Below are 21,651 nucleotides of genomic sequence, written 5' to 3'. Positions count from 1 at the left end.
CAAAACCCATAGGCCCGCGCAAGCGAAGCGCACCCGGCAAAATCTTCTCAAAAGCCGCCTACGGGCGGCTTTTTTCATGGCGAAATCTGGAGAGTGGCACGCAAAAGTGGTATAACAAATCATTCGCCGTACCCTGCCTGGAGCGCATATGGAAATCACCGAATCACGTCGTTTATATCAACAACTTGCCGCCGAGCTGAAAGATCGCATCGAGCAAGGGGTCTATCTTGTCGGTGATAAACTTCCCGCTGAGCGTTTCATTGCGGATGAAAAAAGCGTCAGCCGTACGGTGGTCCGCGAAGCCATCATCATGCTGGAAGTGGAAGGGTATGTTGAGGTACGCAAAGGTTCCGGCATTCATGTGATTTCCAGCCAGGCGAAACACTCCCCCACCCCGGACGAAAGTCTGGAGTTTGCCAGCTACGGTCCGTTTGAGCTTCTCCAGGCTCGCCAGCTGATTGAAAGCAACATTGCGGAATTTGCTGCGACTCAGGTGACCAAGCAGGACATCATGAAGCTGATGGAAATCCAGGATCATGCGCGTAAAGAAAAATGTTTCCGCGATTCCGAATGGGACCTGCAATTCCACGTCCAGGTCGCCCTTGCGACTCAGAATACGGCGCTGGCGGCAATCGTTGAAAAAATGTGGACTCAGCGCGTTCACAACCCGTACTGGAAGAAATTACACGATCACATTGATTCCCGCACGGTAGACAACTGGTGTGACGACCACGACCAGATTCTTAAGGCTCTGATTCGTAAAGATCCGCATGCGGCGAAACTGGCAATGTGGCAGCACCTGGAGAACACCAAACAGATGCTGTTTAATGAAACAAGTGATGACTTTGAATTTAACGCTGACCGCTATCTTTTTGCCGATAATCCGGTCGTTCACCTCGATACCGCGACCAATCTCGCAAAATAATCCCCCGAACGGCTGGCAGGCGCACCGCCGCGCCTTCCGGCCAGACAGGGTAAGAAAACCTCTATAGTGTCAGCCTTTGTAAAATTTCTCGCTCCCCTCCGTGGCTTACGCCAAAATCGTGTTTCCCCTCAAATTCTGTGACGCAGAACGTCGGGCTTTGTTACAATTGGATTCACTTCGTTATTTTGTAAGTTAGTGCTTGCTAACCAGCCAATTAACAGGGAACAGTGTTGGCCACACATCAATGTGTCCGCGAGCGACCATAATGAAATCATAACAATGTCGCCGTGCTGTTTTCCCGAATGACAGGCGTGACGTTAACCGATTTCCAGGAACACTGAATGGAACTTTTGACCCAACTACTGAACGCCCTCTGGGCTCAGGATTTCGAAACGCTGGCCAACCCGTCCATGATTGGCATGCTCTACTTTGTGTTATTTATGATCCTGTTCCTTGAGAACGGTCTGCTGCCTGCTGCCTTTTTACCCGGCGACAGCCTGCTGGTGTTGGTCGGGGTGCTCTGTGCAAAAGGGGCGATGGCTTTCCCGCAAACGGTCCTGCTTTTGACCATTGCCGCCAGCCTGGGCTGCTGGGTGAGTTACATTCAGGGGCGATGGCTGGGTAACACGCGAATCGTTCAGAACTGGCTTTCGCACCTTCCGGCCCATTACCACCAGCGAGCGCACCACCTTTTCCATAAGCATGGGCTTTCCGCCTTACTGATCGGCCGCTTTATCGCATTCGTACGCACCCTGCTGCCCACCATTGCGGGCTTGTCCGGCCTGAGCAGTACGCGCTTCCAGTTCTTTAACTGGATGAGCGGCTTGCTGTGGGTGCTGATCCTGACCACGCTCGGCTACGCGCTGGGTAAAACGCCGGTCTTTATGAAATATGAAGATCAGCTGATGTCTTGCCTGATGCTACTGCCCGTCGTTCTGCTGGTGTTTGGCCTGGTCGGGTCCCTGGTCGTACTGTGGAAGAAGAAATACGGAGCCAGGGGTTAACGATGGTTATCTCCCCGCTCGCGCTGCGCCGCTTCTCTTACGCTATCGTCGCGCTGATGATGTTCAGCGCTCTTATCCTGCTGTGGTCTGCGCTACAGCATCAGGAGTCGACGCTGGCTATCCGTCCTGTGAGCCAGGGAACCAGCGTGCCGGATGGTTTTTCCATCTGGCATCATCTGGACGCAAACGGGATCCGCTTTAAGAGCATCACGCCGCAAGACGATGTGCTGCTGATAAAATTTGACTCCAGTGCGCAAAGCGCCGCGGCGAAAGCCGTGCTGGACCGCACGCTGCCGCAGGGTTACATCATTGCGCAACAGGATGATGACAGCCACGTAGCCTCCTGGATGTCACGGTTACGCGACACGTCGCATCGATTTGGTTAACGACTAAGATTCCGAATATTTTCACCTACTTTGGTGAAACTCCCGTTTACTTACTATGCTTAAGTACGCGGAGCACCCCTCAGATGTTCTCTGCATAGTTCTGGAACACGGCTTACGCCGTAACACAATGGAAGGTTTCTATAATGAAATACCGCATCACTCTGGCTCTGGCCCTTTTTTCTTTAAGCACAGCTTCCTTCGCTATGTCTCTTTGTCAGGAGAAAGAACAGGATATCCAACGCGAAATCAGTTATGCCGAAAAGCATAACAATCAGCACCGGATCGACGGGCTGAAAAAAGCGTTGAGCGAAGTGAAAGACAACTGTACGGACAGCAAGCTGCGTGCCGATCATCAGGAAAAAATCGCTGAACAGAAGGACGAGATAGCCGAGCGCCGTCAAGACCTACAGGAAGCAAAAGAGAAAGGTGATGCGGAAAAAATTGCCAAGCGCGAGAGGAAGTTGCAAGAGGCGCAGGACGAACTGAAAGCGCTGGAAGCTCGCGATTATTGAGTTAACGGAAATCTCAACAGGAGAGAATCATGTCAAAAGATACAACTTCAGAAAATCTGCGCGCTGAACTGAAATCCCTGGCGGACACCCTGGAAGAGGTGCTGAACTCTTCTGCGGATAAATCGAAAGAAGAAGTAAGTAAACTGCGCAGCAAAGCGGAGCAGGCACTGAAAGAGAGCCGTTACCGTCTGGGTGAAACCGGTGATGCGCTGGCGAAACAGACCCGCGAAGCGGCAGCGCGCGCAGACGAATATGTACGTGATAATCCATGGACGGGTGTAGGTATTGGCGCCGCAGTGGGTGTGGTGCTGGGTGTCCTGCTGACGCGTCGTTGATTATGGAAGATCCACGTCACGCACAAGGGCCTGCTAAAAACGTCCTCGGCATCGGCCAGCGTATTCTTACGACGCTGGTCGGGATTGCCGAAACGCGCGTCCGGCTTGCGGTAGTGGAGCTGGAAGAGGAGAAAGCCAACCTCTTCCAGATGCTGCTCATGCTTGGGCTTACGATGCTCTTTGCCGCGTTTGGTCTGATGAGCCTGATGGTGTTAATCATCTGGGCTATCGACCCACAGTATCGTCTGAACGCGATGATTGCGACTACCGTGGTTCTGCTGGTGGCGGCGCTGATAGGCGGTATCTGGACCCTGCATAAAGCGCGCACGTCGACCTTCCTGCGCCATACGCGCCAGGAGCTGGCCAACGACCGCGCCCTGCTGGAGGATGATAAGTCGTGAGCGACAAAGCCGAACGTCAAAAGCGGAAAGCGTATCTGTTGAGCCAAATCCAGCAGCAGCGGCTGGATTTGTCTGCCAGCCGTCGAGACTGGGTTGAAGCCACGCATCGGTTTGACCGCGGCTGGAACACGGTCCTGAGCCTGCGCTCATGGGCGCTGGTCGGCAGCAGCGTGATGGCGATCTGGTCGGTTCGGCATCCTAACATGCTGATCCGCTGGGCACGCCGCGGCTTTGGCGCCTGGAGCGCCTGGCGTCTGGTGAAAACCACGCTGCGACAACAGCAGTTGCGCTAGCCTTCTTGCCGGGTGACGCTGCGCTTACCCGGCCTACGATTGCGTGTAGGCCGGGTAAGGCGTAGCCGCTACCCGGCAAAACCCCCTCCCTTACTCAATATCTTTGAAGAAGATTAACAGTTTTCCTTGCTAACATTTGCCATCCGCCCCGTTTACACTCCTCTCCATCGACAGCAAAGACGCGGTATCTACCCGAATTTGCAAGCAAATAACGTTTAGCCGCTGATGTGGTTTCCTGGAGAGTAAAATGAAAAAATTAGAAGATGTTGGTGTACTGGTAGCGCGTATTCTGATGCCTGTTCTGTTCATCACCGCAGGCTGGGGCAAAATTACCGGCTATGCGGGCACTCAGCAGTATATGGAAGCGATGGGCGTGCCGGGGTTCCTGCTGCCACTGACCATTCTGCTTGAGTTCGGCGGCGGCCTGGCAGTGCTGTTCGGTTTCCTGACCCGCACTACGGCGCTGTTCACCGCAGGCTTTACCCTGCTGACCGCGTTCATCTTCCACAGCAACTTTGCGGAAGGCGTGAACTCCCTGATGTTCATGAAAAACCTGACCATCGCGGGCGGCTTCCTGCTGCTGGCTATCACGGGTCCGGGCGCCTACAGCATCGACCGTCTTCTGAATAAGAAGTGGTAAGCAGGCTATACTGATTACATTCAAAGCGAGGAGACATCTCCTCGCTTTTGCTATCTGACGGAGGAGTAAAAAATGGGACAACTCGTAGACGGCGTCTGGCAGGATGTCTGGTATGACACCAAATCCACCGGTGGACGCTTTAAGCGCTCTGTTTCGGCCTTCCGTAACTGGCTGACCGCCGGCGGCGCACCCGGCCCGAGTGGCGAAGGGGGCTTTGCGGCGGAAAAAGATCGTTATCATCTGTATGTTTCTCTCGCCTGTCCGTGGGCGCACCGCACGCTGATTGTGCGCAAACTTAAAGGTCTCGAATCGTTAATTCCGGTTTCGGTGGTCAACCCGCTGATGCTGGAAAACGGCTGGACGTTCGACAGTGGCTTCCCGGCCGCGACGGGTGATGAGCTTTATCATCACGATTTCCTGTATCAGCTCTATCTGCGCGCCGATCCGCACTACACCGGACGCGTAACGGTGCCTGTGCTGTGGGACAAGAAAAACCAGACGATCGTCAGCAATGAATCCGCTGAAATCATTCGCATGTTCAATACCGCGTTTGACGCGCACGGTGCCCGCGCCGGGGATTACTACCCGGTTGAGCTGCGCGAGAAAATTGACGAGCTGAACGGCTGGATCTACGACAACGTTAACAACGGCGTCTACAAAGCGGGCTTTGCCACCAGTCAGGAAGCGTACGACGAAGCGGTCGGCAACGTGTTTGGATCCCTGGAGCGCCTGGAGCAGATCCTCGGCCAGCATCGTTATTTAGCGGGCGATCGCCTCACCGAAGCAGACATCCGCCTGTGGACGACGCTGATCCGCTTTGATCCGGTATATGTCACCCACTTCAAGTGCGACAAGCATCGCATCAGTGATTACCTGAACCTGCACGGTTTCCTGCGCGACATCTATCAGATGCCGGGGATTGCGGAGACGGTCAATTTTGACCATATTCGCACCCACTATTTCCGCAGTCATAAGACCATCAACCCAACGGGCATTATCTCCATTGGCCCGTGGCAGGACCTGGATGAACCGCACGGGCGCGACGTGCGTTTCGGATAATTATTTAGGGAATCAATTGATTCCCTTTTTTAATTCACAGCATACATCTATCCTTACCTCGATCGCTTAGAAAACAAGTGATTGACTGATTAAGAGGCAAGGAAAAATGGACTGGTATTTAAAAGTACTGCGCAACTACGTTGGATTTGGTGGCCGTGCCCGCCGTAAAGAGTACTGGATGTTCGTTCTGGTGAACTTCGTCCTGATTATGGTGCTGGGCATTGTGGACAAGATCCTCGGCTGGGAACGCGAGGGGGGTGAAGGCATTCTCACCACCATTTATGGTGTGTTAGTTCTGCTGCCTTCATGGGCCGTACTGTTTCGTCGTCTCCACGACACAGATCGTTCGGCGTGGTGGCTGCTGTTGCTGTTGATCCCGCTTATCGGCTGGATCGTGATTTTGATTTTCAACTGTCAGAGCGGAACGCCGGGCGAAAACCGCTTTGGTCCGGATCCTAAGGCAAGCGCGTAAATTCTGCCCGGTGGCGCATACGCTTACCGGGCCTACGCTTATTTGTTGTGGTGGGCAAAGAGCTTGGGAATTTCACGCAAACACCACGATTTGGCTTCGCCCATGCTGTCGCGACGCCACGCCATAATGATATCCACTTCGCTGGTGTATTCCGGGCTGACGACGCGCAGCCGCCCTTCTGCAATGTCCTTTTCGACAAACGGATACGGCATAGTCGCCACGCCCAGCCCCGCCAGGAGCGCCTGTCGCTTATCTTCCAGCGACGTTACCGTCAGTCGCGGCTGTTTATCCAGCAACTGTACCGTTAACACCGGGCGCTCTCGGGCGGTATCCGCGACCGCCACGCCGCGGTATTTCACGCGCGTGACCTCAGAGAGCGGCTCCGGCTCCTGATGGATCGGGTGATCCGGGGCGGCGACGTAGACGTTCATCACGCTGTACAGTTTGCGCGAATTGATTTCTGACGATGAGCGGAAATGCATGTCCGGCGCAATCACGATATCCGCCCTGCCCGTCTCAAGACGCTCCCACGCCCCGGCCAGCACCTCAGTGATGATCGACAGCTGGGTATTGGCTTTCGCGGCCAGTCTGTCCACCAGCGGGAACAGCGCCTCGGTGGGCACCAGCGCTTCGGTCACCAGCGTCAGATGGGTTTCCCAGCCGCGGGCCAGCGCTTCGGCATCCGTCGTGAGCTTATCCGCCGCTTCCAGCAATACGCGGCCGCGCTCCAGCAGCATCCGCCCAACGTTGGTGAATTTTGTTCGATGACCGGAACGGTCAAAGAGCACAACATCCAGCTCCTCTTCCAGCTTTTGCATGGTGTAGCTCAGGGCAGACGGAACGCGCCCCAGTTCATCTGCCGCCGCGGCAAAACTGCCGCGCCTGTCAATCGCGTCCATGACGCGAAGCGCCTCAAGCGTCAATGCTCTCTCTTTAGCCATCTCGTTCTCATTCAGGAAATTTGAACATACCAGGCAGAATATCTGGCTAACAATGCAGCGTCCATACCTTTACCATTGATTTAGTGTAAAGAGAGGTCAAGTTTATGATTACGACAAGAACAGCGAAACAGTGCGGACAAGCCGATTTCGGTTGGTTGCAGGCCCGCTACACCTTTTCCTTTGGACACTACTTTGACCCTAAACTCCTCGGTTACGCTTCACTGCGCGTATTGAATCAGGAAGTGCTCGCCCCGGGCGCGTCCTTCCAGCCGCGCACGTACCCTAAAGTCGATATCCTGAACCTGATCCTGGAAGGCGAGGCAGAATACCGCGATAGCGAGGGCAATCATGTCCAGGCAAAGGCTGGCGAGGCGCTGTTAATTTCCACGCAGCCAGGTATTAGCTACAGCGAGCATAACCTCAGCAAAGATAAAACGCTGACCCGCATGCAGCTGTGGCTGGATGCCTGTCCGGAGCGGGAAAATCCGCTGGTGCAAAAAATCGATCTGAAGGGCGGTAAACAGCAGCTGATTGCCTCGCCAGACGGCAGCAAAGGCAGCTTGCAGTTGCGCCAGCAGGTGTGGCTGCACCATATCGAACTGAAAAAAGGTGAACAGGCGAGCTTCCAGCTTCATGGCCCGCGTGCCTATTTGCAGTCCATTCACGGAACGGTGCATGCGGTCACGCATACGGAAGAGAAAGAAGCGCTCACCTGCGGTGACGGGGCGTTTATTCGTGACGAAGCGAATATCACTCTGGTTGCCGATACGCCGCTGCGCGCGCTGTTGATTGATTTGCCGGTTTAAGATCAACACGCCCCCTCGCTCGATCGGTTCCCTCTCCCTATGGGAGAGGGTTAGGGTCAGGGGTAACGGGTTGGATTAAATCACAACACCTTACTCGCCATAATCTCAATGATCTGCCGGTCCGTCGCCTGCATTGAGCGGCACGCCAGGGCGCACAGGTTAGAGATAGACTGTTCCACGTCGTGCGCCACAATCCCCTCGTTACCCGTCACCGCAGTATCATCCAGCGCCATCATCACGGCTTTCCAGGCGCTGGTGACGCTGGTCGAGACCTTCATTGCGCAGCTGTTAGAGGCCCCATCGCAGATCATCCCGCTCACGTCGCCGATCATACTGCCGATCGCCATGGCAATGGTCTGGTAAGATCCGCCCATCAGCCACGCCATCCCCGCCGCTGCCCCCATTCCGGCCGTTGTCGCCGCGCACAACGCGGACAAGCGCGGAAGCTGGTAATGGATATAGATAGCCGACAGATGCGAGAGCATCAGCGCCCGCGCCAGCCGTTCGTCATCGGCCTGAACGTGCTCAGCCACCACCACTACCGGCATGGTGGCGGTGATGCCCTGATTCCCGGAACCCGAGTTGCTCATCGCCGGCAGCGTCGCGCCTCCCATGCGGGCATCCGAGGCTGCGCTGGTGCGGATAATAATGTCTGAACCCAGATCCTGCGCCATCCAGCCGCGTGCGCGCTGTTTATTGAGCGTCGCGCCAATATGCAGCCCCCAGTTGCCACGCAAACCTTCGCGGGAGAGCGCATCGTTCAGCCGCCCCGCATCGAGGATAAAGCGGATCGCGTCGAACGGCACCTGCTCTACAAACTCAAGGATCTGCGACAGCGTGGTGGTCGAGAGTACCGCCAGCGGATCGTCGTTGTTCTGGCTCTGACGATCGTCAAGCCTGAAGCGCGTTTCGCCCTGACAAACTACCTCCACCACGCGAGTGTGCCCGCCAGCGATGGTCACCATCGCCGAGGATTCACCGACGTAAACGCAGGCGCGTGAATAGAGGATCTCCTCGCACGGCTCCTGCAATTTCACCTGCACCAGACCCGCGTTCAGCAGTGCTTTGGCGCGCGTTAGCGCCTCGGCCGACGCGTCTTTCAACACCTCCAGCCCGGCGTGTGCATTACCGCCTGTCGCCCCCAGCGCGGCCGCGATGGGTAAACCGACCATACCGGTGCCGGGCACCGTTACGCCAAGCCCGTTTTTCATCAGGTTCGGCGATACCCACGCCTCGATACGCGTCACCTCACCGTCAAGCTGTCCGGCAGCCATCGCGCACGCCAGCGCCAGCGAGACGGGTTCGGTACAGCCCAGCGCAGGCTTTACCTCTTCCTGCACAGCGCGAATAAAATGGTTCCATAAAGGATTAATTTGCTCAGACATCGTTACGACCTTATTTAACCTCATGAGAAGGCGAGGAAAGGAGAAACACAAAGCAGCAGCCCGGTAAACACAATAATCACCAGCGATACGCCTTTATATTTATGAAGTGCGGGCACTTTGTAGACCAGCCACGCCGGAATTAAGCAACCCACCATTCCGAAAATAGGGCTACAGATGGAGGTAAAGCTCAGCACCGGCGCGTTTAACACAATCGCGCTCCAGGCCAGCAGGATAGCGAACAGCATAATCCCGCGCTGGACGGTGCTTTCATTGATTTTCTCCGCCGGCATTTTGCGGCGCAGGATGTTCATCACGATGCCCTGCGTCGCCTCACGAAAGCCGAGATAGACGCCAAAGAACGCGGTCATCACGGCAAAAATGTTGAGGATCACGCTGACGATTTTGACCCAGCCCGCACCGTCACCGCTGATGAACTGTGCTGCGATTGCCAGGGCGGAAATATTCTGCTCGTAGGCTTTTACCGCCTCGTCGTGCCCCATCGCCAGCGTAAAGGAGACCGCGTAGAAAAAGACCGTCAAAAACAGCACGCCAAAGGCGATATTCATTGCCCGCAGCGCTTTATGACGCGCCACCTCAACGGATTTTTCCCGTGAACGATAGGAAATCACCATCGGGCTTAATGTCTGAATAAACAGAATGGAGGTTAAGGTGAAAGGCAGCGTAATAATGGCGTTTTTAATCAGCAGGCCCATCGGCGGCAGCATACCGACGTTGGCTAAATGCCAGAGGCCAATCATCGAAAGCCCCAGCGCCGCTACCACAAATAATTTGGTCAGCACCATCAGGCTGGAGACTTTAAACAGCAGTTTTTCACCGCGCGACGAAATGGCGACCAGAATGCAGATCAGGAATAAGCCGTAGAACGGATTTTCCGACAGCAAACCGTCGGTTACGCCGAAGGTGTGTAGGTAGGATGCGCTGTCGTTGGTGATAGCCGTGGAATAGACAAACATCCAGATCACCAGCATCACGAAATAAAGCGCACCCAAAAGGATGCCCCAGTTTTTACCTAAATAACCGCTAATGACGCTCGGGTAATCTTTGCATTCCGGTGATTCCGCCAGCGTATTAATAAACAGGCGCTGGAACAGGTACATAGCCGGATAACCAATTATCGACGAGAGTAAAAACACCCACAGCCCCATTAACCCGACCTGCACAGGAAGAAAAACGATGCCCGCGCCGATAGCCATCCCGATACTCATGATGACCCAGCCCGTATCGGTGCTGTCGAATTTGATCGCCTCTCGCCATTCGCTTTCGCTCATTCCCGCCCGCCTTGCCGCAGGGGAATCACTCACAATCACACTGCTGTTTGTTGCCATATTCATTGGGCACTCGCTTATTTTGTAGGGTAACTGGTTGTTTTTATAAGGTTCCGATCGCCAGCGATTGCGAGTCAGAGGGTGCAGGTGTGAGTTATTGATATGGGAAGATCATATCCGGAGCGCGGGAGAAAAAAGTCACAACTTTTATAGGGATTTTCTAAAGCGAGAGAATAATATTACTTCGGGATAGCAGAAAGGAGAGTAAGTTTTCTAAAATTGACGACGTTCACAAAATTAAAAGCCTCCCCATTTGAGGAGGCTGAAGATGAAGCCTGTATTACATCGCCTGCGTAAACGTCCTCGAAATCACGTCCTGCTGCTGCTCGCGCGTCAGGGCGTTAAACCGCACCGCATAACCTGAAACGCGGATCGTCAGGTTCGGATAGTTCTCCGGATGGGCGACGGCATCCAGCAGCATCTCCCGGTTCATCACGTTGACGTTCAGGTGTTGCCCGCCCTCAATGGTCGCTTCGTGGTGGAAGTATCCGTCCAGCAGCCCGACAAGGTTGGTTTTGCGCACCGGCTCGTCCTTGCCCAGTGCCTGCGGCACGATGGAGAAGGTGTAGGAGATCCCGTCTTTGGCGTAGGTGAACGGCAGCTTGGCGACCGAGGTTAACGACGCCACCGCCCCTTTTCTGTCGCGCCCGTGCATCGGGTTGGCGCCAGGCGCAAACGGCGTGCCGCCGCGACGTCCGTCCGGCGTGTTGCCGGTCTTCTGCCCGTAAACCACGTTGGAGGTGATGGTCAGGATCGACTGCGTCGGTACCGCGTTGCGGTACGTCGGCAGCGCCTGGATTTTCTTCATAAAGCGCTCAACCAGATCGCAGGCGATACTGTCCACGCGATCGTCGTTGTTGCCGTACTGCGGATAGTCGCCTTCGATGACGAAATCCACCGCCAGACCGGTGTGGTCGCGCACCGGTTTTACCGTGGCGTATTTGATGGCCGACAGGGAATCCGCCGCCACCGACAGCCCGGCAATGCCGCAGGCCATGGTGCGGTAGACGTCCCGGTCGTGCAGCGCCATCAGCGAGGCTTCGTAGCTGTATTTATCATGCATATAGTGAATGAGATTCAGCGCGCTGATGTACTGCACCGCCAGCCAGTCCATGAAGTGATCGAGGCTCGCCATTACGGTGTCGTAATCCAGTACCTCCTCCAGCAGCGGCTCGGTTTTCGGCCCCACCTGGATCTTCAGCTTCTCATCCACCCCGCCGTTGATTGCATACAGCAGCGTTTTCGCCAGGTTGGCGCGTGCGCCGAAGAACTGCATCTGCTTGCCGATCACCATCGGGCTGACGCAGCAGGCAATGGCGTAGTCGTCGCTGTTGAAGTCGGCGCGCATCAGATCGTCGTTCTCGTATTGCAGCGAGGAGGTGACGATCGACACCTGCGCGGCGTATTTCTTGAACGCGATCGGCAGTTGTTCGGACCAGAGGATCGTCAGGTTTGGCTCCGGCGCAGGCCCCATGGTGTGCAGGGTATGCAGGTAGCGGAAGCTGTTTTTGGTCACCAGCGTGCGGCCATCCAGCCCCATGCCGCCAATCACTTCCGTGGCCCAGATCGGATCGCCGGAGAAGAGCGTGTCGAACTCCGGCGTGCGCAGGAAGCGTACCATGCGGATCTTCATGATGAAGTGGTCGATCAGCTCCTGGGCCTGCACCTCATTCAGCCGTCCTGCCTGCATGTCGCGTTCAATGTAGATATCAAGGAACGAGGCCGTGCGCCCCAGCGACATCGCCCCGCCATTCTGGGATTTCACTGCGGCAAGGTAGGCAAAGTAGACCCACTGCACCGCTTCCTGCGCATTCATCGCCGGACGTGAAATATCAAAGCCATAGTTCGCCGCCATCTGCTGGATCTGGAGCAACGCACGTTTATGCTCCGCCAGCTCCTCGCGCAGGCGGATCGTGGCCTCCAGATCTTCTCCGCGCTCCAGTTTCCCCTGGAGATCGGCGAACTGAAGTTCACGCTCGCGCACCAGATAGCTGATGCCGTACAGCGCCACGCGACGGTAGTCGCCGATGATGCGTCCGCGCCCGTAGCCGTCCGGCAGACCGGTCAGCACCCCCGATTTGCGGCAGCGCATCATCTCCGGGGAGTAAACGTCAAACACGCCCTGGTTGTGGGTTTTGCGCAGGTCTGTGAAGAGATATTCAAACTGCGGATCCATCTCGCGACCGTAGGCTTCGAACGAGCTGCGGATCATGTTGATCCCGCCGTACGGATGCAGGGCGCGCTTGAGCGGCTTGTCGGTTTGCAGGCCAACGATCGTCTCCAGCTCCTGATCAATATAGCCCGGCCCGTGCGCGGTAATGGTAGTGGCGATGTTGGTGTCAAAATCCACCGGAGCGTGAGTAGCATTCTCCTGACGAATGCCGACCATCACCTTCTGCCACAGCGCCGTCGTTGCTGGCGTCGCCTGCGCGAGGAAAGCTTCATCGCCTTCATAAGGGGTGTAGTTATGCTGAATAAAATCGCGCACGTTGATGGCGTTTTTCCATTCTTCACCGCGAAACCCGGCCCATGCGTCGCTGTAAGGCGCGACGCCCGTATCGATTGTTACTTTCATCAGATTCTCGCTTTATCAGGCGTAAGCCGCAGCCGGAGTAACCTTCCCAAGACGGAGGGCGTCCAGCGCGATCATTTTTTCTTCATTGGTAGGGATCACCGCGCAGGCCGCGCGGGACGACTCGGTGGAGATCACGCGCTCGCCCGCGCTGCCCGGCAGGGCATTTTTGGACTCGTCGAGGATGATGCCAAACACCTTAAGATGCTCCACCACCAGCGCGCGGATAAGCACGGAGTTCTCACCGATCCCGCCGGTAAACACCACGCCATCCAGACGGTGCAGGGACGCGGCATGACCGGCGATATGTCGCGCAATCCGGTGGACAAAGGTCTTTATTGCCAGCCGCGCCCGCTCGTTGCCGTCATGCCAGGCTTTCTCCAGCGCGCGCAAATCGGAGGAGATGCCAGAGATCCCCAGCAGCCCGGACTCTTTGTTGACCACGCGCTCCAGATCCTCGAACGACTGGCCGGTCTGCCGGGCAATCCACGCCATCGCGCCAAAATCCACGTCGCCGCAGCGTGTGCCCATCACCAGTCCTTCAAGCGGCGTCATCCCCATGGACGTGTCCACGCTTACGCCGTTACGCACCGCGCAGATGGACGCTCCGTTGCCGAGATGGGCAATTACCAGGCCGCTGTCATCGGGAGAGAGCCCGAGAAGCGCGTGCGCCTGCGCCGACACGTAGCGGTGAGAGGTGCCGTGGAAACCGTAGCGGCGCACGCCCAGCTCTTCAAAATAGCGGTACGGCAAGCCGTACAGATACGCCTGCGGCGCCATGGTCTGGTGGAAGCTGGTATCAAATACCGCCACCTGCTGCACGCCGGGGAACAGGCGCCCGGCGGCTTCCACGCCGCTCAGGTTGGCGTAGTTATGCAGCGGCGCCAGCGGGGAGACCTCGCGGATCTGCGCCATCACCTCTTCCGTGATCAGGGTCGACTCGCTGAAGAGGTCGCCGCCGTGGGCAATGCGATGGCCAATCAAGGCCACGCTGCCCATCAGGTTGCGTTTCTCCAGCTCCAGGGCGATGGCGGCCAGCGCCCCTTCGTAGTCCTGGTGAGCCAGTCTGACCGGCTCCCCCCCATTCACGGAAATAAAGGCTTTTTCTGTGTTGATGCCGTCCGCAATGCCCGTCATCAGGGCATCGCAGCCTGCGGCGTCCAGCACCGAGAACTTAACAGAGGACGATCCGCAGTTAATGACCAGTACTACCGGAAACTCAATCATGGTATGGCTCCGCTCTTCCTGAGCTTTGGTTTAAAACAGTTTGTACACGATGTTCAGAATGGTCAGCAGGCCGACCACGGTTACGAAGATGTTCTCGGTCCGGCCTTTGTATTTCGCCAGCGCAGGCGCCTTGCGGATGGCGTACATCGGCAGCAGGCACAGCAGAGAGGCGATAATTGGCGCACCCATGGCTTCAATAAGGTCCAGGATGTTCGGGTTGGCGTAGGCCACAATCCAGGTGGAGCCCATGATGAAGACCATGCTGATGGTGTTCAGCTTGCCCACGGAGACTTTCTTCTTGTCGCCCTTGTAACCGAACTTGAGGATCAGACCGTTCAGCCCCTCCAGCGTGCCCAGATAATGGCCGAAGAAGGATTTAAAGATAGCGACCAGCGCGATGATGGAGGCGCCGTATTCCAGCACCGTGGCGAACGTGGATTTACTGCCTGACATCGACGCGAAGTGGTTCGCCAGGTAAGAGAGCACCGGAATGTTCTGCGCTTTGGCGTCCGCCATGTTCTGCGGAGAGAGCGTAAACAGGCAGCTAAAGGCGAAGAACATCACCACCGCCACCATCAGCAGGCTGGCGCGACCAATGATTTTGGAACATTTCTGCTCGGTAAACTCTTTCCCGAACTCTGGTTCGTACTCTTCGCGCTTGGAGACCACAAACGAGGAGACGATAGGCGAGAAGTTGAAGGAGAAGACCATGATGGAGATCCCCAGCCACACCGTGACCAGAATGCCGTCATGACCGGTGAAGGCGATATCGCTCAGGTTAACCTGGTCGATCACCGCCGAGTTCCAGTACGGGATCAGCGAGAGAGAAATTAACACCAGGCTGGCGATGAACGGGAACACCAGGTAGCTCATCACTTTCACCATCAGGTCTTTACCGAACCAGATAACAAAGGCCATCAGCAGCAGCAGGAACAGCGCCACCACGCCGCGGTTCAGGGCGGGCATCTGGAGCTGGTTTTCCCAGAAGGTCATAAAGGTGTTGGTAATGGTGACGCCGTAAATCCACAGCAGCGGGCAAATGGCAAAGAAGTAGAGGAAGGTGATCACCACCCCGCCGGTCTTACCAAAATGCTCCTCCACCGTTTCGGTGATGTTGCCGGAGACGTTACTGCCGGACAAACACAGACGCGCCAGCGCGCGGTGGCAGTAAAACGCAATCGGGAACGCGAGTACCAGCATCAGCAGGATAGGGATCAGGCCGCCAAAGCCTGCACGGATAGGGAAGAACAGCACGCCTGCGCCAATGGCGGTACCAAACAGGCCGAGCGTCCAGGTGGTATCCGATTTACGCCAGGTGGACGTTTTAGTCTGGCCAACGATAATGCTTTCTGTGTTGCTCATAAGTCATCCTTTATGCGTCAACGAAGCCGGTAATTTGGGAAACACGCGAGAGATCGATATTGCCGCCGGAAATAATGCAGACGGTTTTTCGGCCCTGAATATAGTGGTCCAGCTTGCCGCTTAATAACGCCGCGCACGCCAGCGCACCGGCACCTTCCGTGACCACCTTATTTCGCTGAATAAGCGCGATCATGCTGTTGCGAATCTCGTCTTCGCTGACCAGCACAATGTCATCGACTAATTCACGAACAATTTCGAAGGTTAAATTACCTGGGCGAGACACGTCGCAGCCGTCAGCTAATGTGCCGGTAACACGATGACTGGTTATTTCTCCGGCCTGATACGATGCCGCCATTCCGTGCACATTTTCAGACTGCACGCCGATAATATTGATAGTTGGGTTGATGGATTTAATTGCTGTCGCAATACCGGCAATTAAACCGCCGCCGCCGATGGGGACAATCACGTTATCCACGTCATATAAATCTTCGAGGATTTCCAGGCCGATGGTGCCCTGGCCGGCAATGACTTTCGGATCGTCGTAAGGCGGGATAAAAATGCGCCCTTCCATCTCGACGATTTCGCTCACTTTGGCGATGGTGTCGTTAAAGTTCTCGCCGTGCAGCACCACTTCGGCAGAGTAGTCACGCGTGGCGGCAACCTTGGATTTCGGCGCGCCCATCGGCATGACCACTTTGCCGTCGATGCCGAGCATGGCGCAGGAGAGAGAAACCCCCTGCGCGTGGTTCCCTGCGGAACAGGCCACCACGCCCTTGCGTTTTTCCGCATCGGTCAGCGAGCTTAATTTATTAAACGCCCCACGTATTTTAAACGAACCGGTACGCTGCATATTTTCAAATTTCAGGAATATCTCACCCTTACACCGTTCGCTCAGATAATTCGAGCGCGGCATACCGGTTTTATAGATCTTTCCCGCCAGTCTTTTTCTGGCGTCCTGAATATCTTCAATGGTCACCGGGAGATCGTAAGTAATGTGCATAATATCCTCGTTATAATAATTCATTGTTTTCAGGCAAAGTCAGGGTATCAGAGCGTTAAAAAGCGTCGCTCCGGGTGTTTTAAATCATCATTATTTCTATCGTCGTTTTTCGATATTCATCGACGAATATTGTTTTGCCAGTTCAACTAATACTGACGCCGATTTTTTAATACTGTAATTTTTTGACCACACGGCGGCATAACGCGCCACGGGTAATTCATCTTCCACCGGCAGAACAATAAACTGGTCCGAGCCGAATGGCGCAATCATGTCACGGGGGATCACCGTAAGGTAATCGGCATTGAGGACAAGGTTATAGATGGTGACGACGGAATCGGTCTGGACGATGTTTTCAATGCTGATGTGGTTGTCTTGCAGGGTGGTCAGGAGTTCGTTGTAGTAGCCCATATCGGTTTGCGGCATCACCCACTGCTCGTGCGTGAGCGATGCCAGTCTGGTCGGGCCGGTGCACGTTCGTGATTTACTCGCCACCAGCACAAACTCGGATTCAAACAGTGGCTCAACGTGAAGATCCTGAAGCTGCATCCCGTCGCTCAGCGTGCCGATGGCGAAATCCAGCCGGCCATCGCGAATGGCGGGCAGGAATGAAGAGAGCTGCGCTTCATACATTGAGACACGCGCTTTCGGGAACACTTCCTTGAATTTTTTGATCATCCCGGACAGGAAGGTGAAGCCAATCAGCGACGGATAGCCAAAAGAGACGTCCATGACGGTACTGAAACTGAGGCTGTTAATCTCGCTCACCATGTTTTTCATTTCGCGGGTGATCGACTCAGCGTAGGACAGCAGCACCTGACCGGCGGCAGTGAGTTTTACGCCGGTGTTCTTACGCACCATCACTTCCACCCCAAAGTAGGATTCGATGTCGCTGATGATTTTGCTGACGGCAGGTTGCGTCAGCCCCAGTTGTCTTGCAGCAGAACCTATGGAGCCACTTTTGATGACTTCCTGAAATACCACGAGGTGCTGTGTTTTCGGTAGAATAATAGTATTCATAATATTCTGCGCTTATTTCCCTATGACGCAGCGGATTCTACCCAATATTGTTTCAGGGGGTATGTGCTGTTACTCACAATTTGCCAGGACGCTCTGTTTTCAATCGCACCAGAAATCTATTTATGTCTTTATAAATCAAATGCTTATTACAATAAAAATACGCATTTACGCTGATATCGATCAATAAAAAACGCGGTAATAAATTTATTTTATGGCAATAACCAGCGTGAATTTTTTTGCCTTAAAAATATTAATAAAGGCTATCTTTCAGGCAATTAAAGGTTAATAAAACACCATTATTCCTTTAAAACATTTTTGTGGTTTATCAACTTTATCAGGAATATTTATTCACTTTCCGGTTAAAGAGTGGGATATATCACACATTCACCAGAAGAATGTTTTTAGATTCAATATTAAATTATCAAATGAATAACATTCGGCATCACTGACTAAACATTTACAACATCTTATCAACACTAAAATTTTCTAATTTTATAGCGTTAAATTTTGTGATTACGATCATGCGCAGCAGATGAGAGGAACACACAGTCAGGCAAATAGTGAAATGTGCTTCGCATCGCAAAATTGAGAATTGATGTCGTTTGGCGCTTCGCTTACCCGGCCTGCAACCTTCTGAAAGCAAAAACCCCGCCGAAGCGGGGTTTCGTAAGAAGTTGAAGCTGACCGATAAGCCGGGTTCTGTCGTGGACAGTCATTCATCTAGGCCAGCAATCGCTCACTGGCTCAAGCAGCCTACCCGGGTTCAGTACGGGCCGTACCATGTGAACCCCTATTTGGCCTTGCTCCGGGTGGAGTTTACCGTGCCACGGACTGTTACCAGCCGCGCGGTGCGCTCTTACCGCACCCTTTCACCCTTACCTGATCCCGCTTGCGCGGGCCATCGGCGGTTTGCTCTCTGTTGCACTGGTCGTGGGTTTCCCCCCCAGGCGTTACCTGGCACCCTGCCCTGTGGAGCCCGGACTTTCCTCCCCTCCGCCCGTCTCCCCCGAAAGGGACGACGACGAAGCGGCGACTGTCTGGTCAGCTTCGGCGCGCAGTATAGAGGGTTTGCCCGCCGCTGTCACCCCTGGCTACGCATGCCTACCTGCAATGTGGCCGCGATATTCCGCGAGGCGCGGTAAATGTTGTCATACGCTTCCTGGAACGCCTCTTCCAGTGAACCGATGCGGGTCAGTACGCTGAACACCGCGTCGATGCCGTACTGATGCACCACACCCACATCCTGCGTCAGACTTCCGGCAATCCCGATCACCGGCTTATGGTATTTTTTGGCGACGCTCGCCACACCGACGGGCACTTTGCCATTAATGCTCTGGCTGTCGATGCGCCCTTCCCCGGTCAGCACCCACGTGCAGTCGTGAATATGTTCTTCAAGATTGAGCGCCTGAGTGACAATCTCGATGCCGCTTTTCAGCTCAGCGCCCAGGAAGGCCATCAGCGCTGCGCCCATGCCGCCCGCGGCGCCAGCCCCCGGAACCCGGTTGACGTCAATGCGCAGCGATTTTTTGATCACCCCGGCGTAGTGGCTAAGATTGGCGTCGAGTTCGAGGATCATCTCCTCCGTGGCGCCTTTTTGCGGGCCAAAGATACGCGACGCGCCGCTTTCACCGACCAGCGGATTCGTCACGTCACAGGCGACGCGGATTGCGCATCCCTGAAGACGCGGATCGAGATCGGAAATATCAATCCGGTTAAGCGCCATCAGGCTGCCGCCGCCGTAGCCGATCTCCGTCCCGTTCGCATCCGTAAACTTCGCGCCCAGCGCCTGCATCATACCCGCGCCCCCATCGTTGGTTGCGCTCCCGCCGATACCGATAATGATGTTGCGCGCGCCTTTATCCAGCGCGCTGAGGATCAGCTCCCCCGTCCCGCGCGACGTCGTGACCAGCGGGTTACGCTGCGCGGGAGGAACAAGCACCAGGCCGCTGGCGGCGGCCATCTCGATAAACGCGGTGGTACCGTCGCCCGAGATCCCCCAACTGGCCTTCACCTTTTCCCCTAACGGGCCGGTGACGACAGCCTGCTGCCAGGTGCCCTGCGTCGCAGCGATCATCGCTTCAACCGTACCTTCTCCGCCGTCAGCAACGGGAACAGACACGTAATGAGCATCGGGGAAAATTTCCCGAAATCCTTTTTCTATCGCCTGCGCCACCTCGGTGGCAGACAGGCTTTCTTTATAAGAGTCTGGCGCGATTACGATTTTCATAGTTGTATGCCTGAGCCGTAGGCCCGGTAAGCGTAACGCCACCGGGCAGGACGTCATTAGCGAGCAATTTCAACCTTCGCCAGTTTTTCGTAATAGCACGCTAACGCGCTGTGATCGGCGGTGCCCAGACCGTCCGCACGCAGCGCCTGCATCATCTCCATGACGGCGGCAGTCAGCGGCAGCTGCGCGCCCACGCCGTGGGAGGTATCCAGCGCATTCGCCAGATCCTTAATGTGCAGATCGATGCGGAAACCCGGCCTGAAGTTACGATCCATCACCATCGGCGCCTTGGCATCCAGCACGGTGCTGCCCGCCAGACCACCGCGAATGGCCTGATAAACCAGATCCGGATTAACGCCCGCTTTGGTGGCCAGCGTCAGCGCTTCGGACATGGCCGCGATGTTCAACGCCACAATCACCTGGTTTGCCAGCTTGGTGACGTTGCCTGCGCCAATTTCACCGGTGTGCACCACGGAGCCAGCCATGGCTTTCATCAGGTCGTAGTATTTGTCAAACACGGCTTTATCCCCCCCCACCATCACCGACAGGGTGCCGTCGATGGCTTTCGGTTCGCCGCCGCTGACCGGCGCATCCAGCATTGCCACGCCTTTCGCTTTCAGCGCCTCGCTGATTTCGCGGCTTGCCAGCGGTGCGATAGAACTCATGTCGATCACCACCAGACCCGGCTTCGCGCCGTCGATAATGCCGTTCTCACCCAGCGCCACCTCTTTCACGTGCGGGGAGTTTGGCAGCATGGTGATAATCACGTCGCACTGCTCAGCAATCGCTTTTGCGGTTGTCGCCGTTTCTGCGCCAGCCGCAATCACCTCTGCCACCGCGTCTGAATTACGATCTAAAACCACCAGTGAGTAACCTGCTTTGATGAGGTTTTTGCTCATTGGTTTGCCCATGATACCCAGGCCAATAAAACCCACTTTCAGCGTCATAATCTGTTTCCTCAATGATGGTTATTTTTTAAAAGCGTCCGCTAATTTCTGCGTGGCGGCGCGGAATACGCCGAGATCGCTGCCCACGGCAACAAACGTTGCGCCCCACTCCAGGTAGCGGCGGGCATCGGCTTCCACTGGCGCCAGAATGCCGCACGGTTTACCGTGCGCTTTGGCACGGGCAAAAATGTGCTGAATTGCGCGCTGCACGTCCGGATGGCTGGCGTTGCCCAGATGACCAAAGGCGGCCGCCAGATCGCTCGGGCCGACGAAAATGCCGTCTACCCCTTCCGTCGCGGCAATGGCGTCGACGTTATCGACCCCCTGCTGGCTCTCGATCTGAACCAGAATGGTGATGTTCTTGTTGGACTGGGCGAAATAGTCCGGCACGGTGCCAAACATGTTGGCGCGGTGCGAGACGGACACGCCGCGGATCCCTTCCGGTGGGTAGCGGGTCGCCGCCACGGCCAGCACCGCTTCTTCTTCCGTTTCAACAAACGGGATCAGGAAGTTGTAGAAGCCGATATCCAGCAGACGCTTGATGATCACCGGCTCGTTGGTGGGTACACGCACCACCGGCGCGCTGTGGCTGCCTTTCAGCGCCATCAGCTGCGGAATAAACGTGTTGATATCGTTTGGCGCATGTTCGCCGTCCAGCACCAGCCAGTCGAACCCGGCCAGGCCCAGCACTTCGGTGCTGATGGGGTTGGCCAGCGCAGACCAGCAGCCAATCTGAATCTGATGCGCCGCGAGGGCCGCTTTAAATTTATTCGGGAAGATGTCGTTACTCATTA

Annotated in this window: 22 protein-coding genes and 1 other RNA gene; 11 read left to right on the top strand and 12 right to left on the bottom strand. The window is 55.6% G+C overall.

Translation table 11 applies throughout. From position 1 onward, the window contains the following. Window positions 1-148 precede the first annotated feature (148 nt). From exuR to SK62_RS02295, 10 genes are all read left to right on the top strand, one after another. On the top strand, window positions 149-925 hold the full coding sequence (gene exuR / locus SK62_RS02340) for a transcriptional regulator ExuR (protein ID WP_003862635.1): 777 nt from the start codon (window positions 149-151) through the stop codon (window positions 923-925). A gap of 341 nt (window positions 926-1,266) precedes the next feature. Continuing rightward, window positions 1,267-1,929: a DedA family general envelope maintenance protein YqjA gene (yqjA, locus tag SK62_RS02335; protein WP_003862638.1), complete on the top strand. Its 663-nt coding sequence runs from the start codon at window positions 1,267-1,269 to the stop codon at window positions 1,927-1,929. Between the two features lie 2 nt (window positions 1,930-1,931). Continuing rightward, the gene (mzrA, locus tag SK62_RS02330) at window positions 1,932-2,315 is read left to right on the top strand and encodes an EnvZ/OmpR regulon moderator MzrA (protein ID WP_003862640.1); all 384 of its coding nucleotides are present in this window, start codon (window positions 1,932-1,934) and stop codon (window positions 2,313-2,315) included. Between the two features lie 143 nt (window positions 2,316-2,458). Further along, the gene (locus tag SK62_RS02325) at window positions 2,459-2,827 is read left to right on the top strand and encodes a DUF1090 domain-containing protein (protein ID WP_017382428.1); all 369 of its coding nucleotides are present in this window, start codon (window positions 2,459-2,461) and stop codon (window positions 2,825-2,827) included. Between the two features lie 29 nt (window positions 2,828-2,856). Then, complete coding sequence (locus SK62_RS02320; RefSeq protein ID WP_003862645.1) at window positions 2,857-3,162, top strand: ElaB/YgaM/YqjD family protein; 306 nt, start codon at window positions 2,857-2,859, stop codon at window positions 3,160-3,162. Window positions 3,163-3,164: 2 nt separating this feature from the next. Further along, window positions 3,165-3,563 carry a phage holin family protein gene (locus tag SK62_RS02315; protein ID WP_003862647.1) on the top strand — a complete coding sequence of 133 codons (399 nt, stop codon included), beginning with the start codon at window positions 3,165-3,167 and terminating at the stop codon, window positions 3,561-3,563. Then, entirely contained in the window at window positions 3,560-3,856 is a 297-nt protein-coding gene (locus tag SK62_RS02310; RefSeq protein WP_003862649.1) for a YqjK-like family protein, read from the top strand. The genes SK62_RS02315 and SK62_RS02310 overlap by 4 nt, the downstream gene beginning before the upstream one ends. Before the next feature lie 247 nt (window positions 3,857-4,103). Next, on the top strand, window positions 4,104-4,496 hold the full coding sequence (locus SK62_RS02305) for a DoxX family protein (protein WP_006812075.1): 393 nt from the start codon (window positions 4,104-4,106) through the stop codon (window positions 4,494-4,496). A gap of 72 nt (window positions 4,497-4,568) precedes the next feature. Continuing rightward, the gene (locus SK62_RS02300; RefSeq protein ID WP_047719110.1) at window positions 4,569-5,555 is read left to right on the top strand and encodes a glutathione S-transferase family protein; all 987 of its coding nucleotides are present in this window, start codon (window positions 4,569-4,571) and stop codon (window positions 5,553-5,555) included. Between the two features lie 106 nt (window positions 5,556-5,661). Then, entirely contained in the window at window positions 5,662-6,027 is a 366-nt protein-coding gene (locus SK62_RS02295) for a DUF805 domain-containing protein (protein WP_015571946.1), read from the top strand. Window positions 6,028-6,065: 38 nt separating this feature from the next. Here the strand turns inward: SK62_RS02295 and yhaJ are convergent, their stop codons facing one another. Continuing rightward, window positions 6,066-6,968, bottom strand: coding sequence for a DNA-binding transcriptional regulator YhaJ (gene yhaJ / locus SK62_RS02290; RefSeq protein WP_003862655.1), 903 nt, complete (start codon window positions 6,966-6,968; stop codon window positions 6,066-6,068). A gap of 104 nt (window positions 6,969-7,072) precedes the next feature. Here yhaJ and SK62_RS02285 point away from each other — a divergent pair, with 104 nt between their 5' ends. After that, complete coding sequence (locus tag SK62_RS02285) at window positions 7,073-7,774, top strand: pirin family protein (protein WP_017382430.1); 702 nt, start codon at window positions 7,073-7,075, stop codon at window positions 7,772-7,774. Window positions 7,775-7,854: 80 nt separating this feature from the next. On the opposite strand, the gene SK62_RS02280 is transcribed toward SK62_RS02285, so the two are convergent. The 11 genes from SK62_RS02280 to garL all read right to left on the bottom strand — a co-directional run bounded on the left by SK62_RS02280 (window position 7,855) and on the right by garL (window position 21,649). Then, window positions 7,855-9,159: an L-cysteine desulfidase family protein gene (locus tag SK62_RS02280; RefSeq protein WP_015571948.1), complete on the bottom strand. Its 1,305-nt coding sequence runs from the start codon at window positions 9,157-9,159 to the stop codon at window positions 7,855-7,857. Window positions 9,160-9,179: 20 nt separating this feature from the next. Beyond that, the gene (locus SK62_RS02275) at window positions 9,180-10,511 is read right to left on the bottom strand and encodes an SLC5/6 family protein (RefSeq protein WP_048249280.1); all 1,332 of its coding nucleotides are present in this window, start codon (window positions 10,509-10,511) and stop codon (window positions 9,180-9,182) included. 274 nt (window positions 10,512-10,785) lie between these two features. Beyond that, window positions 10,786-13,080, bottom strand: a complete 2,295-nt coding sequence (gene pflB, locus SK62_RS02270; protein WP_017382432.1) for a formate C-acetyltransferase — start codon at window positions 13,078-13,080, stop codon at window positions 10,786-10,788. 15 nt (window positions 13,081-13,095) lie between these two features. Further along, complete coding sequence (gene tdcD, locus SK62_RS02265) at window positions 13,096-14,304, bottom strand: propionate kinase (protein ID WP_045344033.1); 1,209 nt, start codon at window positions 14,302-14,304, stop codon at window positions 13,096-13,098. Window positions 14,305-14,334: 30 nt separating this feature from the next. Then, window positions 14,335-15,666, bottom strand: a complete 1,332-nt coding sequence (gene tdcC / locus SK62_RS02260; protein WP_006812083.1) for a threonine/serine transporter TdcC — start codon at window positions 15,664-15,666, stop codon at window positions 14,335-14,337. A 10-nt stretch (window positions 15,667-15,676) separates the two neighbouring features. Further along, window positions 15,677-16,666 carry a bifunctional threonine ammonia-lyase/L-serine ammonia-lyase TdcB gene (gene tdcB, locus SK62_RS02255; RefSeq protein ID WP_023304478.1) on the bottom strand — a complete coding sequence of 330 codons (990 nt, stop codon included), beginning with the start codon at window positions 16,664-16,666 and terminating at the stop codon, window positions 15,677-15,679. Window positions 16,667-16,762: 96 nt separating this feature from the next. After that, the gene (gene tdcA / locus SK62_RS02250) at window positions 16,763-17,683 is read right to left on the bottom strand and encodes a transcriptional regulator TdcA (protein WP_006812085.1); all 921 of its coding nucleotides are present in this window, start codon (window positions 17,681-17,683) and stop codon (window positions 16,763-16,765) included. A 672-nt stretch (window positions 17,684-18,355) separates the two neighbouring features. Beyond that, an RNA gene (gene rnpB / locus SK62_RS21835) (RNase P RNA component class A) lies at window positions 18,356-18,732 on the bottom strand. 32 nt (window positions 18,733-18,764) lie between these two features. After that, complete coding sequence (gene garK / locus SK62_RS02245; RefSeq protein WP_047719111.1) at window positions 18,765-19,910, bottom strand: glycerate 2-kinase; 1,146 nt, start codon at window positions 19,908-19,910, stop codon at window positions 18,765-18,767. Between the two features lie 56 nt (window positions 19,911-19,966). Beyond that, window positions 19,967-20,857 (bottom strand): 2-hydroxy-3-oxopropionate reductase, encoded by an 891-nt coding sequence (gene garR, locus SK62_RS02240; RefSeq protein WP_040118139.1) that lies wholly within the window; start codon window positions 20,855-20,857, stop codon window positions 19,967-19,969. Window positions 20,858-20,878: 21 nt separating this feature from the next. Next, window positions 20,879-21,649, bottom strand: a complete 771-nt coding sequence (gene garL / locus SK62_RS02235; RefSeq protein WP_003862676.1) for a 2-dehydro-3-deoxyglucarate aldolase — start codon at window positions 21,647-21,649, stop codon at window positions 20,879-20,881. Between the last annotated feature and the right edge of the window lie 2 nt (window positions 21,650-21,651).

The sequence above is a fragment of the Enterobacter sp. BIDMC109 genome (genome assembly GCF_001037885.1).
GTDB lineage: Bacteria > Pseudomonadota > Gammaproteobacteria > Enterobacterales > Enterobacteriaceae > Enterobacter > Enterobacter hormaechei_C.
This window is presented reverse-complemented; position numbering and strand designations above follow the sequence as displayed.

Coding starts and splice junctions, on each gene's coding strand:
- exuR (WP_003862635.1), top strand. CDS start 149: ATGGAAATCACCGAATCACGTCGTTTATATCAACAACTTGCCGCCGAG.
- yqjA (WP_003862638.1), top strand. CDS start 1,267: ATGGAACTTTTGACCCAACTACTGAACGCCCTCTGGGCTCAGGATTTC.
- mzrA (WP_003862640.1), top strand. CDS start 1,932: ATGGTTATCTCCCCGCTCGCGCTGCGCCGCTTCTCTTACGCTATCGTC.
- SK62_RS02325 (WP_017382428.1), top strand. CDS start 2,459: ATGAAATACCGCATCACTCTGGCTCTGGCCCTTTTTTCTTTAAGCACA.
- SK62_RS02320 (WP_003862645.1), top strand. CDS start 2,857: ATGTCAAAAGATACAACTTCAGAAAATCTGCGCGCTGAACTGAAATCC.
- SK62_RS02315 (WP_003862647.1), top strand. CDS start 3,165: ATGGAAGATCCACGTCACGCACAAGGGCCTGCTAAAAACGTCCTCGGC.
- SK62_RS02305 (WP_006812075.1), top strand. CDS start 4,104: ATGAAAAAATTAGAAGATGTTGGTGTACTGGTAGCGCGTATTCTGATG.
- SK62_RS02300 (WP_047719110.1), top strand. CDS start 4,569: ATGGGACAACTCGTAGACGGCGTCTGGCAGGATGTCTGGTATGACACC.
- SK62_RS02295 (WP_015571946.1), top strand. CDS start 5,662: ATGGACTGGTATTTAAAAGTACTGCGCAACTACGTTGGATTTGGTGGC.
- yhaJ (WP_003862655.1), bottom strand. CDS start 6,968: ATGGCTAAAGAGAGAGCATTGACGCTTGAGGCGCTTCGCGTCATGGAC.
- SK62_RS02285 (WP_017382430.1), top strand. CDS start 7,073: ATGATTACGACAAGAACAGCGAAACAGTGCGGACAAGCCGATTTCGGT.
- SK62_RS02280 (WP_015571948.1), bottom strand. CDS start 9,159: ATGTCTGAGCAAATTAATCCTTTATGGAACCATTTTATTCGCGCTGTG.
- SK62_RS02275 (WP_048249280.1), bottom strand. CDS start 10,511: ATGAATATGGCAACAAACAGCAGTGTGATTGTGAGTGATTCCCCTGCG.
- pflB (WP_017382432.1), bottom strand. CDS start 13,080: ATGAAAGTAACAATCGATACGGGCGTCGCGCCTTACAGCGACGCATGG.
- tdcD (WP_045344033.1), bottom strand. CDS start 14,304: ATGATTGAGTTTCCGGTAGTACTGGTCATTAACTGCGGATCGTCCTCT.
- tdcC (WP_006812083.1), bottom strand. CDS start 15,666: ATGAGCAACACAGAAAGCATTATCGTTGGCCAGACTAAAACGTCCACC.
- tdcB (WP_023304478.1), bottom strand. CDS start 16,666: ATGCACATTACTTACGATCTCCCGGTGACCATTGAAGATATTCAGGAC.
- tdcA (WP_006812085.1), bottom strand. CDS start 17,683: ATGAATACTATTATTCTACCGAAAACACAGCACCTCGTGGTATTTCAG.
- garK (WP_047719111.1), bottom strand. CDS start 19,910: ATGAAAATCGTAATCGCGCCAGACTCTTATAAAGAAAGCCTGTCTGCC.
- garR (WP_040118139.1), bottom strand. CDS start 20,857: ATGACGCTGAAAGTGGGTTTTATTGGCCTGGGTATCATGGGCAAACCA.
- garL (WP_003862676.1), bottom strand. CDS start 21,649: ATGAGTAACGACATCTTCCCGAATAAATTTAAAGCGGCCCTCGCGGCG.